This is a genomic window from Caldimonas mangrovi (assembly GCF_023721835.1).
Taxonomy (GTDB): domain Bacteria; phylum Pseudomonadota; class Gammaproteobacteria; order Burkholderiales; family Burkholderiaceae_C; genus Caldimonas; species Caldimonas mangrovi.
Map to the genome: position 1 here is coordinate 1 of NZ_JAMKFE010000005.1, position 17,258 is coordinate 17,258.

Genomic DNA, 17,258 nt, shown 5'->3' on the forward strand with positions numbered 1-17,258 from the left:
CCGAACAGGACAGTGAAACGCCTCAGCGCCGATGATAGTGCGGATTCCCGTGTGAAAGTAGGACATCGTCAGGCTATTACACCAGCAAACCCCCTCATTCCCAGTGAATGCAGGGGGTTTTTGCTTTTAGGTTCTGACAAAAGAGAATCAACACTCGCTGATTTCTGCTTGGCGTGGAACGCTCGCTGTTGGCAGGACTCTTACTGGCACCATGTCTACCGTTCGAGGGTGTTGATGCTCCGTCGCCTGTTCGTCCTTGTTTCGACCTTGATGCTCGCGTTCGTACTGCCCGTGAGCGCGCAGACGGCGAAAGAAAAGAATCTGCCGTCAGGCATCAAGGAAATCGTATCGGTAGAAGGTATCAACGAATACCGCCTTGCCAACGGTCTCCAGGTGCTGCTCGCGCCGGATGCTTCAAAGCCGACCACCACGGTGAATCTTACCTATCGGGTGGGCTCGCGGCACGAGAACTACGGCGAAACCGGTATGGCGCACCTGCTTGAGCACTTGATTTTCAAGGGCTCACCTCGCCATCGCGATGTTTGGGCAGAGTTCACCAAGCGCGGGTTGCGGGCGAACGGCTCGACTTGGCTTGATCGAACGAACTACTTTGCGAGCTTCTCGGCCGACGACGCGAATTTGCGCTGGTATCTCGGCTGGCAGGCGGATGCGATGGTAAACAGCTTTATCTCCAAGCGAGACCTCGATACCGAGATGACGGTGGTGCGCAACGAGATGGAGCGAGGGGAGAACAGTGCGGGCCGTATCCTGTTGGAGAAGGGCTTGGCGGCCATGTACCAGTGGCACAACTACGGCAAAAGCACGATCGGTGCCCGCAGTGACGTCGAGAACGTCGACATCGAGCGCCTGCAAGCGTTCTATCGGCGCTACTACCAGCCCGACAATGCCACCTTGATCGTCGCGGGCCGGTTTGAACCGGCGCAGGTGCTGCGCTGGGTCGCCGAATCGTTCGGCAAGCTGCCCAAGCCGGAACGGAAACTGCCGGCACTGTATTCCCTGGATCCCGCGCAAGATGGCGAACGCAGCGTGACGCTACGTCGCGTCGGGGGGGCGCCCATGGTCTATGCGATGTACCACGTTCCCCCGGGGGCGCATCCTGACTACGCGGCGGTGGAGATGCTCGACCTGCTGCTGACCGACACACCGTCGGGGCGGCTGCACCGAGCACTCGTCGATGCCAAACTTGCCGCCGGTGTCTTCGGCTTCACTCAGGCGCTGGCCGATCCGGGCTTTGCCGTCTATGGCGCTCAGCTGGGCGCAGGTCAGGAGGTGAAGCAGGCGCAGGAGGCGCTCCTCGCGACTGTCGAATCGTTCGCGCAGACGCCGGTAACGCAGGAGGAACTGCAGCGCGCTCGCACCAAATGGCTCAAGGACTGGGACATGACCTTCTCCGACCCCGAGCGCGTCGGCGTGGCCCTGTCCGAGGCGATTGCCGCAGGTGACTGGCGATTGTTCTTCTTGGCACGGGACCGGATCCGTATGGTCGATGTCGCCGACGTGCAGCGTGTCGCCAAGGAGCGCCTGCTGCGCTCGAATCGTACCCTCGCAACGTATATCCCGACCGAAGATCCGCAACGCGCGCCAGCGCCGGCACGAGTGGATGTGAGCGCGCTACTGCAGGGATATGTCGGCGATCCCGCCGCTGTGGAGGTCGAGGCATTCGATGCCACGCCGGGGAACATCGAACGGCGCACCGAGCGCTTCACCCTCGATAGCGGTCTGCAAGCCGCGGTGCTGCCGAAAGGCACGCGCGGCGCCATGGTGCGCGCCGAGCTGCGCCTGCGTTTCGGCACGGAGCAGAGCTTGCAGAACCTGTCCACAGTGGGGCAACTGACTGCTGCCTTGCTCGACAAAGGCACGGCCCGGTTGTCGCGCCAGCAAGTCCAGGACCGGCTCGATGAACTGCGAGCAGAAGTATCGATCGCCGGCAGCGCGACCGGGGTTGCGGTCTCGATCACGACGAAGCGCCAGTACCTGCCCCAGGTGATTGAGCTCGTGTCCGAATTGCTGCAGAGGCCGTCGTTCCCGGCCGATGGACTGGAGGAAATTCGACAGCAGGCGCTGGCGGCGCTGGAGTCGGAGCGGAAGGATCCGGAAGCCCAGGTCGACCTGCTGCTCGATCAGCGTTTCAGCCCCTATCCGCAGCACGATGTGCGGCACGTGCCGTCGTTCGACGAGCGGCGCCGCGCTCTGGAACGCGTGACGCAAGACGATATTCGGGCCTTCCACCGCCGCTTCTATGCGGCCTCGCATGGACAGTTCTCCGCGGTGGGTGATCTCGACGCCCGGGCCGTCCGCGCTGCACTCGAGAGCGGATTCGGTTCCTGGCGTGCGAAAGAACCGTACGCGCGCGTCACTCGGCCTTTCGTGGAGGTGGCGCCCGAACGCGTCGTGGTGCGCACCCCTGACCGCCAGAATGCCTATTTGCGCATCGGCCTGGCCATGCCGGTAAAGGAGATGCACCCCGACTACCCGGCGCTGACCATGGCCAACTACCTGCTCGGTCAGGGCGGCAATTCGCGTCTGTGGGCCCGGGTGCGCGAAGCGGAAGGCCTGTCCTACAGCGTCTACTCGATGGTCGAGTGGAATGTCTGGGAGCCCTATTCCGTCTGGAGCGCCAGCGCCATCTTCGCGCCACAGAACCTCAAGCGTGTCGAGACCGCGATGCGCGAGGAGATCGACCGGGCGCTGGAGCGCGGCTTCACCCAGCAGGAGCTTGAGCAGGGACGGCAGGGGCTGCTGAATTTCCGCCGGCTGTCCCGCGCCCAGGACCGTAACCTGGCGGCGGCGCTGGTCGAGAATCTCTATCTCGGGCGGGACTTTCTCGTTTCGCAGCGCGTCGACGAGGCGCTGGCCCAGCTGACTGTGGCGGACGTCAACGCTGCCTTGCGGAAGTACCTGCAGCCGGAGCGATTTGTCATCGGTGCGGGCGGCGATTTCAAGGAGTGAGAGCGTTGCGCTGCAGGTTCCCCAACTGAGCTGCGTACGCATCCAGCCAGTCGATCACCTTAGGAGGCAGATGCTCTTGCAGTGAGTGCCTGCGGTCGGCGTCGAGATCAGTCCACCACCATGCCAGCCGCACCAGCAGCGGCTCCAGGCGTTTGCTTTCCGGTGGCGGTGGTTCTCCAAGGGCCTCGTACGCAGCGGCCCAGCGGCAGGTGTAGCCGACGGTGGGTGCCTCGAGTGCGACATGTGGCAGGCCTTTGGCGCGCAGTTGTTCCCAGAAGACGCGGTCGCCGATGCATGCGAGTTCGCGCGGCACCGTGGCCCAGCGAATGACTTCGTGCAGGGCCGCGCCGAACAGCACGAAGCAGTTGGTATCCACATGGAGGAGTTCCCGGTCCTCGAGGCTGGCCAGCGGGAGAAGGGATCCATCTGGCCGCAGGAGGCGACGCCGGGCCACCACCACCGGAGCGCCGCTGCTGCGGTGCAGTGCGTGTGCCTGCGCAAGGTGGGTGTTGTCGAGCAGGTTGTCGGCATCGAGGAACATCAGTCCGGTGCAACCACCTCGCAACGCGAGCTGCGCACCGATGTGGCGTGGCGTGTCGCCGCAGTCGTCATAGCGGTGCGGCAGGTTCAGTCGGACGAGCCCCCGGGCTGTGGGCAGTTCACGCGCCGGGTCGTCGCAGACGAGGTACTGGCGCACAGGCCACTCCACTTGCTGGGCACTCACGCTGTCGAGACAGCGCTGAAGTACGGAAAGGGGCTCGTCGAAGCAGGCCGTGACGACCGCGAAGAAGGGGGCCGCCATGCTCACCGTCCCGGTTCGCTCTTGAACGGCGAGCGCTCGGCGAGTTCGTCGACATACGCTTGCACGCCCTGGCCCTCGCGCTCGAGGAAGCGCGCGACGGCGTCGGAGAACACCGGGTGGCTAAGCCAGTGTGCGGACCACGTCTGTACCGGCATCAATCCCCGTGCCATCTTGTGCTCGCCCTGCGCACCACCTTCGAAGGCCTCGTAACCGTGCTCGATGCACCAAGCGAGCGGTTGGTAGTAGCAGGCTTCAAAGTGCAGGCAGGGCACCCATTCCAGCGCGCCCCAGTAGCGACCGAAGGCACGGCGGTGCCGCGGATCCAGAGCGACGAGCGACGATGCGATACGGCGTCCACCCCGCGTTGCGATGAACAGCAGCCAGTGCTCGGGCATGCGCTCGGACATCAGGGCGAAGAAGCGGCGCGTCAGGTAGGGCGTCGAGTGGTGGGCGCGGTAGGTGGCGCCATAGCACTCGTAGAAGAAATCCCAGTCGGGCTGGGTGATGTCCGCGCCTGTCAACGCGGAAAATTCGATGCCGGCATCGGCGACGTGGCGCCTGTCCTGCAGAATCTTTTTGCGCTTGTCGCGTTGCAATCCCGCAAGGAACTCGTCGAAGTCGCGATACGGCAATGGCGTACGGTTGCGCCAGTGGAACTGCACAGTGCTGCGTATCAGCCAGCCCTGCGTGCCCGCAGCCTCGAGATCTGCCTCGTCGACGAACAACAAGTGGGCCGAGGACAGGTCGTTGTCCCGCGCGATGCTCTCGATCGCCGCCAGCAGTGCGCGGCGTGCGGGGGCATCACGGGCCAACAGACGCGAGCCGGGAACAGGCGTGAAGGGTACCGCGGCGAGCAGCTTCGGGTAGTACGCGAGGCCGTGCCGCTCGTAAGCATCGGCCCAAGCCCAGTCGAACACGTATTCGCCGTAAGAGTGGGCCTTCAGGTAAAGGGGGCAGGCGGCCACCAGCTTGCCGGTCCTCTCCAGCGTGAGGAAATGCGGGGCCCAACCGGCGTCCTCGGTGGCGCTGCCTGAAGCGTGCAGCGCATCGAGATAGGCATGCGACAGGAAGGGCGTGGGGCGAAGCGACGCGGCCAGCAACGCGTCCCAGCCCGGCGCGTCCACACTCGCCACATCGTGGTGGAGGCGAATGACATAATCGTCCGGCGCCTCCCCCTTGTGGTTTTCTTCGGCGTTTGTCGCTTCTGCTTTCTTCGATGTCATCCCAAACTACCGTGAAGGCTGCGGTCGCCCAGTTCAATGCGACGGTCGGCGATCTTGTCGGCAATACGCGCAAGATTGTTGACATGGCGCGCGCCGCCTATGCCCAAGGTGCGCGCCTCGTCGTGACGCCCGAGCTCTCGATCTGCGGCTATCCGCCTGAGGACTTGCTGCTGCGTCCGGCCTTCATGCAGGCGTGCGCACAGGCGGTCAGCGATTGTGCGGCGGCGCTGGGCGATCTGCCGGGGCTGCATGTCGTGGTGGGTCATCCGCATCAGAGGGGCGAGCAGGGCGATGTTAGGACCAAGTCGATCGCCGTGCAGCGGCGCTTCAACGCGGCCTCGGTGCTCGAAGGGGGCCGCGTGGTCGCGACCTACGCTAAGCGGGAGCTGCCGAACTACCAGGTTTTCGATGAGCGGCGGTATTTCGCGTCGGGCCGCGACGCCGGGTGTGAAGCGGTGGCGTTCGACGTCGGCGGTGTGCGCTTCGGTCTGAACATCTGCGAGGACGCTTGGTTTGTGGAACCTGCCCTCGCCGCGCGTCGAGCCGGCGCGGACGTGTTGCTGGTGCTCAATGCGTCACCGTATCACCTCGGCAAGGTGCATGAGCGAGAGCAGCGCATGGCTGACCGTGCGCGGGAGTCCGGCATGCCGGTGCTCTATGCGCACCAAGTGGGTGGTCAGGACGAGGTGGTCTTCGATGGCGCGTCGTTTGCTGTCAACTGCGATGGCAGTATCGGTGCGCGTGCGCCGATGTTCGAGGAACACCTGCTGGTGGTCGAGGTCGGTGGCGGCAGGCTGTCGGGCCCTGTGGCAGCGGTACCGGAACTCGAATCGCAGGCCTGGGCTGCGCTGGTCACCGGAGTGCGCGACTATATCGGCAAGAACGGATTTCCGGGAGCGATCATCGGCCTGTCGGGCGGCATCGACTCGGCGCTGGTGTTGGCGGTGGCCGTCGACGCACTCGGCGCCGACAGGGTGCGCACGGTGATGATGCCGTCGCGCTACACGGCCGACATTTCTTGGGTCGATGCTCGCGACATGGCAACGCGGTTGGGCGTGCGCTATGACGAAATCCCGATCGGCCCCATGTTCGACGCGTTCCGTTCCAGCTTGGCAGGCGAGTTTGAGGGCCTGCCCGAGGACACGACTGAAGAGAATATCCAGGCGCGCATCCGCGGCACCCTGTTGATGGCTCTATCGAACAAATACGGTTCCATCGTGCTGACAACAGGCAACAAAAGCGAAATGGCGACTGGCTACTGCACCCTTTATGGCGACATGGCTGGCGGTTTTGCCGTCATCAAGGACGTGGCCAAGACACTGGTGTACCGACTGGCCGAATGGAAGAACCGGCAGCCGGCGCCACGAGCGGACGGCTCGAAGGGGCCCGTGATTCCCGAGCGCATCATCACGAGGCCCCCATCCGCCGAACTGCGGCTCGACCAGACGGACCAAGACAGCCTGCCACCGTACGAGGTACTGGACGCCATCATGCAGCGCTACATGGAAGAGGACCAGAGCATCGAGGACATTGTCGGTGCGGGCTACGAATCGGCAGACGTCGAGCGGGTCACCCGGCTGCTGAAGATCAACGAGTACAAGCGCCGGCAGGCACCGGTCGGCATTCGTATCACCCACCGCGCGTTCGGGCGCGACTGGCGTTATCCGATCACGTCGAAGTTCCGCGCTTAAACTACCGGTGAAACCTGTTCAGAACCACGGAGCCGACATGAAACAGATCACCGCCATCATCAAACCCTTCAAGCTCGAGGAAGTGCGCGAAGCGCTGGCCGAGGTCGGCGTGACGGGCCTCACGGTGACCGAGGTGAAGGGCTTCGGCCGTCAGAAGGGACACACCGAACTCTACCGTGGTGCCGAGTACGTCGTCGACTTTCTGCCCAAGGTGAAGGTCGAGGTGGTCGTCAAGGACGACGACGTCGAGCGCTGCATCGAGGCAGTGGTGAAGGCGGCCAAGACAGGCAAGATCGGGGACGGCAAGATCTTCGTGACGGCCGTCGAGCAGGTGGTGCGCATCCGCACCGGCGAGACGGACGAAGCTGCAGTCTGAGCGGGGGGGGGGGGGGGCGCACACCCGCAGGAAGCCCGCGACAGCGGGCTTCTCTGCATCTGGCTCAGATGCGCTCGTAGTCGTCCGGACCCGTTGCTGCTGCTGCGGCGGCGGCCAGCCGGGCGAGCAGCGCATCGGCGGTGTCGTCGACTTGCAGCAGTTCGACCTGCGACGATGAAACGAAGCCTTCCTGCATCGTGTGTTGCATGAAGGCAAGCAGCCCGTCGTAGTAGCCGCCGGTGTTGAGCAGTCCGAGCGGCTTGTCGTGGTAGCCGAGCTGGCGCCATGTCCACACCTCGAAAAGCTCCTCGAAGGTGCCGATGCCGCCGGGTAGCGCCAGAAAGGCGTCAGCCCGCTCGGCCATCATCTTCTTGCGCTCGTGCATCGTCTGCACGATGTGCAGCTCCGTCAGGCCGCGGTGGCCGAGCTCCCGATCGAGCAGGGCTTGGGGAATCACGCCGATGGCCGTCCCGCCGGCGGCCAGCGTGGCATCGGCGATGCAACCCATCAAGCCGGCGCGGCCGCCACCGTAGACGAGCTGCCAGCCCATGCGGCCGATCAGGGTGCCTGCTTCCCATGCGATCTGCTCGTAGGCCGGCGAGGCACCGAGTCGCGAGCCGCAGTAAACACAGACAGAAAAAACAGCCATGTGAATGTCCGTCTTCCTTCAGGCGACGAAGCGCTGGTAAAGCGCCGCCAGCCAGACGCCTGAACAGCTGAGGACCGAAAGGAAGACAGCTGCGCTGCCCAGGTCCTTGGCCCGCTTGGACAGATGATGAAGTTCGAACGAGACGCGATCGATGGCGGTTTCGACGGCGGAATTGAGCAGTTCGACGACCAGTACCAGCATGACCGAGCCGGCGAGCAAAGCCACTTCCACCCATGACCGGCCCACCCACCAGGCGGCGGGCAGCATCAAGGCAGCGAGCCAGGCTTCCTGGCGAAACGCGCTCTCGCCTTGGTAGGCGGTCTTCAGTCCCTCGCACGAATAGCGGGTGGCATACAGAACGCGTGCCAGGCCCGTGCGGCCCTTGTACGGGTTGTCCATGCCGGGATTCTGGGTCTGCACGATGTCAATGCCTTGTCATGTCGGGGTCCCAGATGTCGCGAACGCGGGCTCCCATGAGACGAGTTGCGTGCCACATAGCGCATCGTGCCAATACTGCCGTCGCGGGTGCAGGAAGGAGAGTACGGCGTAGAAGAGTATCCACCCCGCGATGGCCACGAAAACGAGGCCGCCGCTGCGCGTGTACCCGAGTTGCCAGGCGGCCAACAGCGGCGGGACGAACCACACCCAACTGCATGCGAAGCGGGCAACGGCGCGGCTCACGCCCAGCGGCTGCCCGCTGTCGGTGAGCACGCGGATGCGCCATGTCTGCATGGCGAGCGTCTGGCCCGAGTGCGTCCACAGCCATACGAAGTAAATGCCGGCCACGACGAACAGCACAGCGGCAAGCCCCAGGCGGCCCCGCAGCGCATGCTGCTGGTTGACGGCCACGGAATAGACAAGTGCGGCCGTGAAGGTGACGCCGAACAGCAGCACACTTTCGTAGAGAAAGCAGGCCAGCCGCCGACGCAGCGGCGGCGCGACTTGCCGTGCCGTGGCGGGCATCATTCCGGCAGGACCGGGCACCGTCATTTGCGGCGCGGAGCGGAAGCGGCAGGCAACGGGGCGACGGCCTGCGGACCTACTTTAGGCAGCAGGGTGTGAGAGTCGACGAACTGGGGTGTGGCGGCGATCTTGGGCATGCCTGGCTGCTGGTGCCACGGCGGAGCCGGGCGCTTGGTGATGGAGGTGGTGGTAGCGCCCGGCCGGGCTTGCAGCACTGCGGGTGCCACCGGCTTCGGTGGTGAGGCGGATTTTGCCTGCTGCGCGCCGCCCTTTGAAGCGGCTTTTCCCGCAGGCTTCTTGGCGTTGGCAGCCCGCTCGCGCGCAGCCTTGCGCGCCAGTTGCCTGCGTTCGTCCTCGCTGAGCGCCTGATAGGCCTCCCAGCTGCTGAGACGCTCCTGCGGCGACACGTCCTTCGCTTCGCGATAATTCATGCGGGCGGTGAGGCGTTCCTGGGGCGACAGCCGTGCCCACTCGGTCATGCGGTCCTGGAGTCGAGCCCGTTCCTGAGCATTCATGGAGGGGAATCGCGCAGCGATCTCCAGCCATTTGCGCTTGCGCGCCGCATCGATGCGCGGCCACTCGCGTTCCAGCGGACCCAGGGCCAGGCGCTGCGCGGGAGTCAGCTCCCTCCAGGACTGTCCTTCGGTCACTGTCGGCTCGGCGGTGGCTCGCTTCGGCTGGGCAGTCGCCGGCACGCACGCGAGCGCCGCCAGCAGCGCCGTGCTCAGCAGCACGGCCGCCGTGGGTCGGCACCGGGATCGTCGCGTCATCGGTGCGGGGATTTCAGGAAGGCCGCGAACCCGGGATCGGCGTAGGCGGCGGGCGGCAGGTCGTCGGCGAGTAGCGCGGCGTCGATGTCTGCCGCATCCTTCACCTGACGTGCCAGATGCCCCTCGTGAATGAAGAACAGGCCGGCGAAGAGCAGCAGCCACGGTAGCGCGGAGGCGATGAGCCACAACAGGCGCCTGGGCGCCTGTCCCCCGACGAGCGCAGTGGCCGCCCCCATGGCGACCACCTCGGAGGCAACCTCCGGTTTTGCATGTTTGCGACGGCCGAGCGCCTGCTCGCGAGCGAAGCGCAGGCGCTCGGAGACATCGGCCGGCAACTGCGCGGCGGATTCGGACAGAGCCGAACCCAGGCGCAGCGCAAAGCGAGCTTCGAGCGCTTCGAGTTCGGCGGTTTGCTGGGGCGACAGTGATTTCATGGTGCGATTCCCTTGGCTCTCAGGGCGCGCGCCAAGGCATGCACCGCTCTGGAGCAGTGCGTCTTGACGCTGCCTTCCGAGCAGCCCATGACAGCAGCAGTCTCGGCGACGTCGAGCTCTTCCCAGTAACGCATCAAAAACGCCTCGCGTTGACGCGGAGGCAACTTCTCCACCTCGATCTCGATGGTGCGCAGGAGCTGTAGGCGCGACACCGAGTCGGAAGCGCTTTCCGTGCCAGCCGACGCATCGAGCGATTCCAGCGTTTCAAGCAGATCGAAGTCTCCGTCCGGATCGCTCGACTCGAAGCTCGAAAAGCTTTGAACCACGGCGTCACGCACCTTCTGACGGCGAAACCAGTCGGTGGTGGCGTTGGAAAGGATACGTTGGAACAGCAGGGGCAATTCTGCCGTCGGGCGGTCGCCGTACTTTTCGGCCAGCCGAATCATGGCATCCTGCACGATATCCAGTGCAGCGTCGGCGTCGCGCACGGCGTAGAGCACCCGCTTGAAGGCCCGCTTGTCGACGCTCTTGAGGAAATCAGACAGTTCTCGTTCGCTGGCCAAAGGCAGAGGGTGCGGGCGCACCGGAAGGGCAACCGAAAAATTATCGCATTGCACCGTAACTACGCGGAAACCCGGCGGCCAGAGCGCGTAAAAGTGCGCCGCAATGCCATAATGCTGCTTTGCACAACATACGGGTCTCGACTCGGACGCCCGACCTGGGCCTCCTCGTTCATGACCGCGCAGGCTCCACACCCGCCTCACGAGGGCGCGGAAAGGAGCACCGATCGTTTTTCGTTAGAGAAATTCAGAAAGGTTCGAAATGGACATGTCTGCCGCGGAACTCAAGCGTGCCGCCGCCTCGACGGATGGCAAAGCCTCCCCGCAAAATACATCTCATCAAGAAGAGCTGAACGGCTCCGACATCCTGGTGCGCTGCCTCCAGGAGGAGAACGTCAAGTACATCTGGGGCTACCCCGGAGGTGCGGTCCTCTACATCTACGACGCGCTCTACAAGCAGAAGACGATCGAGCACGTGCTCGTGCGGCACGAGCAGGCCGCGGTCCACGCGGCTGACGGCTATGCGCGAGCCACCGGTGAAGTCGGCGTGGCGCTGGTCACCTCGGGCCCGGGCGTGACGAACGCGATCACCGGCATCGCGACCGCCTACATGGACTCGATCCCGATGGTGATCGTGACCGGGCAGGTGCCGACCCCTGCCATCGGCCTCGACGCCTTCCAGGAGTGCGACACCGTCGGCATCACACGCCCGATCGTCAAGCACAACTTCCTCGTAAAGGACGTGCGTGACTTGGCCAGAACGCTGAAGAAAGCCTTTCACATCGCACGCACCGGTCGCCCCGGCCCGGTGGTGGTGGACATCCCGAAGGACGTGTCGCTGAAGACCACGGCCTTCGAGTACCCCGACACGGTCGAGATGCGCTCGTACAACCCGGTGCGCAAGGGCCATGGCGGGCAGATCCGCAAGGCGGTGCAATTGCTGATGAGCGCGCGCCGGCCGTACATCTACACCGGCGGCGGCGTGATTCTCGGCAATGCGTCGGCCGAGTTGCGCGAACTCGTCGACCTGCTGGGTTACCCCTGCACCAACACGCTGATGGGGCTGGGCGCCTATCCGTCGAGCGATCCGAAGTTCCTCGGCATGCTGGGCATGCATGGTACCTACGAAGCCAACATGACCATGCAGAACTGCGACGTTCTGCTGGCCGTGGGGGCGCGCTTCGATGACCGCGTGATCGGCAATCCGAAGCATTTCTCGTCGGTCGAGCGCAAGATCATTCACGTCGACATCGACCCGTCGTCGATCTCCAAGCGCGTGAAGGTCGACATCCCTATCGTCGGCGACGTGAAGGACGTGCTGCAAGAGTTGATCGCTCAGATCAAGGAGCAGCAGTCGCGGCCCGAGGCGCAGGCTTTGTCGGCGTGGTGGGGGCAGATCAACGAATGGCGCAAGCGTGAGTGCCTGAAGTACAAGCGTTCCACCGAGGTCATCAAGCCCCAGTACGTGGTCGAGACGTTGTGGGAGCTGACAAAGGATCGCGAGACGTACATCACGTCCGATGTCGGCCAGCATCAGATGTGGGCTGCGCAGTTCTACCGCTTCGAGGAGCCGCGTCGCTGGATCAACTCGGGCGGCCTGGGCACGATGGGCGTCGGCCTGCCGTATGCGATGGGCATCAAGCTCGCCAAGCCCGATGCCGACGTGTTCTGTATCACCGGCGAGGGTTCGATCCAGATGTGCATCCAGGAGCTGTCGACCTGCCAGCAATACCAGACGCCGGTGAAGGTCGTGTCGCTGAACAACGGCTATCTCGGCATGGTGCGCCAGTGGCAGCAGCTCGACTATGGCGGCCGCTACTCGCACAGCTACATGGATGCGCTGCCCGACTTCGTGAAGCTCGCCGAGGCGTATGGCCACGTCGGGCTGCTGGTCGAGAGGCCGCAGGACGTGGAGCCCGCGTTGCGCGAGGCGATGAAGCTGAAGGACCGCACGGTCTTCCTCGACGTGCGTACCGATCCGACCGAGAACGTCTGGCCGATGGTCCAGGCGGGCAAGGGCATCACGGAGATGCTGCTGGGATCCGAGGACCTCTGAAGGCTGGCAAGCCCGGCAAGGGTGCACCCGTTACCGCGGGGCGCCAGGCGCCGGGTGGACAGTCCACAAGGCTCGGACGAATCTTTCCATCGATCGAAAGGCGTGGCCAAGGGCCTGCGGTTACCGCCGCCGGCCTGAAGAGCGCGAACAACGACACATGAAACACATCATCGCAGTGCTGCTGGAGAACGAGCCGGGCGCTCTCTCCCGCGTGGTGGGCCTGTTTTCGGCCCGCGGCTACAACATCGAGAGCCTCACGGTCGCACCGACCGAAGACCCGTCGCTATCGCGCATGACGATCGTCACGACCGGCTCGGACGACGTGATCGAGCAGATCACCAAGCACTTGAACCGGCTGATCGAGGTGGTGAAGGTCGTCGACCTGACCGAGGGCAGCTACACCGAGCGCGAACTCATGCTCATCAAGGTGCGCGCGGTCGGCAAGGAGCGCGAGGAGATGAAACGCATGGCCGATATCTTCCGCGGGCGCATCGTCGACGTGACCGAGAAGACCTACACGATCGAACTCACCGGCGACGCGAGCAAGCTCGACGCCTTCATCGAGGCGATCGATCGCACCTCGATCCTCGAGACCGTGCGCACCGGCACCAGCGGCATTGGCCGCGGCGAGCGCATCCTGCGCGTCTGAACCCCTTACCGTGAACGAGTGGACAGGTGATGCGGTGAACATGTGAGGTGGGGCATTCGACGCGGTTGGCACTCGTTCACGCGGTCGCTCGGTCACCTGTTCACGAATACAAGTTGGAGAAATTCATGAAGGTCTATTACGACAAGGATGCCGATCTGAGCCTGATCAAGGGCAAGAACGTCACGATCATCGGCTACGGCTCGCAGGGCCACGCCCATGCACAGAACCTGAACGACAGCGGCGTGAAGGTCACTGTCGGCCTGCGCCGCGGCGGCGCATCCTGGGCCAAGGCCGAGAAGGCCGGGTTGAAGGTGGCAGAGATCGCCGAGGCGGTGAAGGCTGCCGACGTCGTGATGATCCTGTTACCCGACGAGCAGATCGCCGGCGTCTACAAGAACGAAGTCGAGCCGAACATCAAGCAGGGCGCGTCGCTGGCCTTTGCGCACGGCTTCAACGTGCACTACGGCCAGGTTATTCCGCGTGCCGACCTCGACGTGTGGATGGTCGCGCCGAAGGCACCGGGCCACACGGTCCGCTCGACTTATAGCCAAGGGGGCGGCGTGCCGCACCTGATCGCGGTGCATGCCGACAAGACCGGCAAGGCGCGCGACCTGGCGTTGAGCTATGCCGCGGCCAACGGCGGCGGCAAGGCCGGCATCATCGAGACCAACTTCCGCGAAGAGACCGAGACCGACCTGTTCGGCGAGCAGGCGGTACTGTGCGGCGGCACCGTCGAGCTGATCAAGGCGGGCTTCGAGACTCTCGTGGAAGCCGGTTATGCGCCCGAGATGGCGTATTTCGAGTGCCTGCACGAGCTGAAGCTGATCGTCGACCTGATCTACGAAGGCGGCATCGCGAACATGAACTACTCGATCTCCAACAACGCCGAATACGGCGAATACGTCACCGGCCCGCGCGTCGTGACCGAGGAGACCAAGAACGCCATGCGTCAGTGCCTGAAGGACATCCAGACCGGCGAATACGCGAAGAGCTTCATCCTCGAGAACAAGGCCGGCGCTCCGACGCTGTTGTCCCGCCGTCGCTTGACTTCCGAGCACCAGATCGAGGTGGTCGGCGAGCAACTGCGCGCGATGATGCCGTGGATCAAGAAAAACCGCCTGGTCGACCAGTCGAAGAACTGATCGCCACACGGTGCGACGAAAAGCCGCGGCCCCGTCCGCGGCTTTTTTGTTGCGGGGCTGTTGTATTCTCGCGCCCATGACCTTTCCAGTATGGCGACCCTGGTGCTCCGGTGCGGGCGCACCCTTTGCTAGCTACTCGGAGGCGAGACCTCGAACGAGCGCCGACGCAGCCGACGCGCTGTGACGGCGGCTGAACGGGCGCGGGCCTCACGCGGGCGCCGCGCGTTCTCTTCCTTCCACGCCGGAAGACCGACATGAACGATATGCAGGATCCTCAGCCGAGCCCCTCCGCCGAGGTGATACGGCCCCGCCGCAAGGGCATCTACATCCTTCCGAACCTGTTCACGCTGGCGGCGCTGTTCGCCGGCTTCTACGCGGTTGTGATGGCAATGAACGGGCGTTTCGACCTGGCGGCTGTCGGCATCTTCAGCGCGGCCGTACTCGACAGCCTCGATGGCCGGGTCGCGCGCATGACCAACACGCAGAGCACCTTCGGCGAGCAGATGGACAGTTTGTCGGACATGGTGTCCTTCGGCGCTGCGCCCTCGCTCATAATCTACGAGTGGGCGCTGCAAGGCCTCGGCAAGCTGGGCTGGCTCGCGGCCTTTGTCTACTGCGCGGGGGCCGCGCTGCGGCTGGCGCGCTTCAACACCAACATCGGCGTCGTCGACAAGCGCTTCTTCCAGGGTCTGCCCAGCCCGGCTGCTGCCGCGATGGTGATCGGGCTGGTCTGGGTGATGGACGACATGGGCTACAAGGGGGTCGAGCACATCGCGTGGCTGGCCTGGACGGCCTTCGGCTTCACCGTCTATGCCGGGCTGACGATGGTGACCAACGTGCCGTTCTACAGCTTCAAGGACGTGAGCTTCAAGCGGACCGTGCCGTTCATTGTGATCGTCGCGATCGCGCTCGGCTTCGCCGTCGTGGCCTACGACCCGCCGCGGGTGCTGTTCGGGCTGTTTGTTGTCTATGGGGTGTCGGGTTATGTGGTCTATGCGATCCGCAAGTCGAAGGGCACGCCCGTCAGCGTGATCGCGACGTCGACCGAAGAGCCCGACGAGAAGGGCCTGCATCAGTGAGCCGCCGGGGAGTTGCCGCGCGTCGTTGTACCGGTTGCGTGCGTGGTATATTGGCCGCCATGTCGATACACATGGCCGCCATCTCGCTAGGACTTCTAGGAGTGCTTCGGGCGCGCTGATGAGACACGTCTAGGTTTTCAAGCATCAACGGCCCGCAAGCGCACAGCTGGCGGGCCGTTTTGCATTGGTTCTCGCAATCCCGGCATCCACATACGGAGTTCATCATGGCCGACAAGCTGATCATTTTCGACACGACCTTGCGTGACGGCGAGCAGTCGCCCGGCGCCTCGATGACGAAGGACGAGAAGCTGCGGATCGCCCGCCAGCTCGAGCGGATGCGTGTCGACGTGATCGAGGCGGGGTTCGCTGCCTCTTCCAACGGCGACTTCGAGGCGGTCAAGGCGATTGCGGACGTGGTGAAGGAGTCGACGGTGTGTTCGCTGGCTCGCGCCAACGATCGCGACATCGCCCGCGCGGCCGAGGCGCTGAAGGGCGCCCGCTCGGCACGCATCCATACCTTCATCGCGACCAGCCCGTTGCACATGGAGAAGAAGCTGCGCATGACGCCTGATCAGGTGTTCGAGCAGGCCAAGCTGGCGGTGCGCTTCGCGAAGAACCTGACGGGCGACGTCGAGTTCTCGCCTGAGGACGGCTACCGTTCGGAAGTCGACTTTCTGTGCCGGGTGCTCGAGGCCGTGATTGCCGAGGGCGCAACGACGATCAACATCCCTGACACCGTCGGCTATGCGATTCCCGAGCTCTATGGCAACTTCATCAAGACGCTGCGCGAGCGCATTCCCAACGCCGACAAGGCGGTGTGGTCGGTGCACTGCCACAACGATCTCGGCATGGCCGTCGCGAACTCGCTGGCCGGCGTGAAGATCGGCGGTGCACGCCAGATCGAATGCACGATCAACGGCCTGGGCGAGCGCGCGGGCAACTGCGCGCTCGAAGAGGTGGTGATGGCGATGCGCACGCGGCGCGACTACTTCGGGCTGGAACTCGGGATTGATACCTCGCAAATTGTGCCGGCCTCGCGGCTCGTGTCGCAGACAACGGGCTTCGTCGTGCAGCCGAACAAGGCCGTGGTCGGTGCGAACGCCTTCGCGCATGCTTCGGGCATTCACCAGGACGGCGTGCTGAAGGCGCGAGACACCTACGAGATCATGCGTGCCGAGGACGTCGGCTGGGCGGCCAACAAGATCGTGCTGGGCAAGCTGTCGGGCCGCAATGCATTCAAGCAGCGTCTGCAGGAGTTGGGGATCGAACTCGATTCCGAAAGCGAGATCAACGCTGCGTTCGCCAAGTTCAAGGAACTGGCAGACCGCAAGAGCGAGATCTTCGACGAGGACATCATCGCGTTGGTGAGCGACGAGAGCGTGACCAGCGAACACGAGCACTATCGGCTGTTGGCACTGTCGCAACGCTCCGAAATGGGGGAGCGGCCACATGCCAAAGTGGCGTTTGCCGTCGGCGAGCAGGAGTTTCACGCCGAAAGCGACGGCAACGGCCCGGTTGATGCGAGCCTCAAGGCGATCGAGACCAAGGTGCAAAGTGGCGCCGAAATGCTCCTCTATTCGGTCAATGCAATCACCTCTGGCAGCACAGAATCGCAGGGTGAAGTGACGGTCCGGCTGCAGCATGGCGGGCGGGTCGTCAACGGTGTCGGTGCGGATCCGGACATCGTGGTGGCGTCGGCCAAGGCCTATCTGGCGGCGCTGAACAAGTTGCACAGCAAGTCCGAACGCGTGGCGGCTCAGGGTTGACCCGGTGTGAATTTTTGACGTTCACCCGAGACTTGAGAAAGAACGTGTAAGTTTTTGATCTTGCGCGGCTTTTTCCCTTCGCCTACACTCGGTTCGCCAAGCTGTTGGAGGTTGCCGTGTCGGCGTTG

At 64.2% G+C, this 17,258-nt stretch carries 16 protein-coding genes; 8 read left to right on the plus strand and 8 right to left on the minus strand.

What is annotated here, in order from left to right:
* Positions 1-234: 234 nt before the first annotated feature.
* Positions 235-2,970, plus strand: a complete 2,736-nt coding sequence (locus M8A51_RS09480; protein WP_251777981.1) for a M16 family metallopeptidase — start codon at positions 235-237, stop codon at positions 2,968-2,970.
* Here M8A51_RS09480 and M8A51_RS09485 read toward each other — a convergent pair.
* Positions 2,960-3,772 (minus strand): glycosyltransferase family A protein, encoded by an 813-nt coding sequence (locus M8A51_RS09485; RefSeq protein WP_251777982.1) that lies wholly within the window; start codon positions 3,770-3,772, stop codon positions 2,960-2,962. The two genes, M8A51_RS09480 and M8A51_RS09485, sit on opposite strands and share 11 nt — an antisense overlap.
* Positions 3,773-3,774: 2 nt before the next feature.
* The gene (locus tag M8A51_RS09490; RefSeq protein ID WP_251777983.1) at positions 3,775-4,995 is read right to left on the minus strand and encodes a GNAT family N-acetyltransferase; all 1,221 of its coding nucleotides are present in this window, start codon (positions 4,993-4,995) and stop codon (positions 3,775-3,777) included.
* On the opposite strand from M8A51_RS09490, the gene M8A51_RS09495 reads away from it, so the two are divergent.
* Entirely contained in the window at positions 4,989-6,686 is a 1,698-nt protein-coding gene (locus M8A51_RS09495; protein WP_251777984.1) for an NAD+ synthase, read from the plus strand. The genes M8A51_RS09490 and M8A51_RS09495 overlap by 7 nt on opposite strands.
* A 37-nt stretch (positions 6,687-6,723) precedes the next feature.
* Positions 6,724-7,062 (plus strand): P-II family nitrogen regulator, encoded by a 339-nt coding sequence (locus M8A51_RS09500; RefSeq protein WP_251777985.1) that lies wholly within the window; start codon positions 6,724-6,726, stop codon positions 7,060-7,062.
* A gap of 64 nt (positions 7,063-7,126) precedes the next feature.
* On the opposite strand, the gene M8A51_RS09505 is transcribed toward M8A51_RS09500, so the two are convergent.
* From M8A51_RS09505 to M8A51_RS09530, 6 genes are read right to left on the minus strand one after another with little or no spacing between them, the layout of a single operon-like run.
* Positions 7,127-7,711 (minus strand): LOG family protein, encoded by a 585-nt coding sequence (locus M8A51_RS09505; RefSeq protein WP_251777986.1) that lies wholly within the window; start codon positions 7,709-7,711, stop codon positions 7,127-7,129.
* 18 nt (positions 7,712-7,729) lie between these two features.
* Complete coding sequence (locus tag M8A51_RS09510) at positions 7,730-8,110, minus strand: diacylglycerol kinase (RefSeq protein ID WP_251777987.1); 381 nt, start codon at positions 8,108-8,110, stop codon at positions 7,730-7,732.
* A 36-nt stretch (positions 8,111-8,146) separates the two neighbouring features.
* Entirely contained in the window at positions 8,147-8,677 is a 531-nt protein-coding gene (locus tag M8A51_RS09515; RefSeq protein WP_251777988.1) for an RDD family protein, read from the minus strand.
* 20 nt (positions 8,678-8,697) lie between these two features.
* Complete coding sequence (locus tag M8A51_RS09520; RefSeq protein WP_251777989.1) at positions 8,698-9,408, minus strand: DUF3106 domain-containing protein; 711 nt, start codon at positions 9,406-9,408, stop codon at positions 8,698-8,700.
* 32 nt (positions 9,409-9,440) lie between these two features.
* Positions 9,441-9,878 (minus strand): DUF3619 family protein, encoded by a 438-nt coding sequence (locus tag M8A51_RS09525; RefSeq protein ID WP_251777990.1) that lies wholly within the window; start codon positions 9,876-9,878, stop codon positions 9,441-9,443.
* The gene (locus M8A51_RS09530) at positions 9,875-10,441 is read right to left on the minus strand and encodes an RNA polymerase sigma factor (RefSeq protein WP_251777991.1); all 567 of its coding nucleotides are present in this window, start codon (positions 10,439-10,441) and stop codon (positions 9,875-9,877) included. Before M8A51_RS09530 ends, M8A51_RS09525 begins: the two co-directional genes overlap by 4 nt.
* A 259-nt stretch (positions 10,442-10,700) precedes the next feature.
* On the opposite strand from M8A51_RS09530, the gene M8A51_RS09535 reads away from it, so the two are divergent.
* The 5 genes from M8A51_RS09535 (at position 10,701) to M8A51_RS09555 (ending at position 17,130) form a co-directional block, all read left to right on the plus strand.
* Complete coding sequence (locus tag M8A51_RS09535) at positions 10,701-12,494, plus strand: acetolactate synthase 3 catalytic subunit (protein WP_251777992.1); 1,794 nt, start codon at positions 10,701-10,703, stop codon at positions 12,492-12,494.
* 157 nt (positions 12,495-12,651) lie between these two features.
* Positions 12,652-13,143 carry an acetolactate synthase small subunit gene (gene ilvN / locus M8A51_RS09540; RefSeq protein ID WP_251777993.1) on the plus strand — a complete coding sequence of 164 codons (492 nt, stop codon included), beginning with the start codon at positions 12,652-12,654 and terminating at the stop codon, positions 13,141-13,143.
* 125 nt (positions 13,144-13,268) lie between these two features.
* Entirely contained in the window at positions 13,269-14,285 is a 1,017-nt protein-coding gene (gene ilvC, locus M8A51_RS09545; RefSeq protein WP_251777994.1) for a ketol-acid reductoisomerase, read from the plus strand.
* Positions 14,286-14,539: 254 nt separating this feature from the next.
* Complete coding sequence (gene pssA, locus M8A51_RS09550) at positions 14,540-15,364, plus strand: CDP-diacylglycerol--serine O-phosphatidyltransferase (protein WP_251777995.1); 825 nt, start codon at positions 14,540-14,542, stop codon at positions 15,362-15,364.
* Positions 15,365-15,588: 224 nt separating this feature from the next.
* On the plus strand, positions 15,589-17,130 hold the full coding sequence (locus M8A51_RS09555; protein WP_251777996.1) for a 2-isopropylmalate synthase: 1,542 nt from the start codon (positions 15,589-15,591) through the stop codon (positions 17,128-17,130).
* Positions 17,131-17,258: the final 128 nt, after the last annotated feature.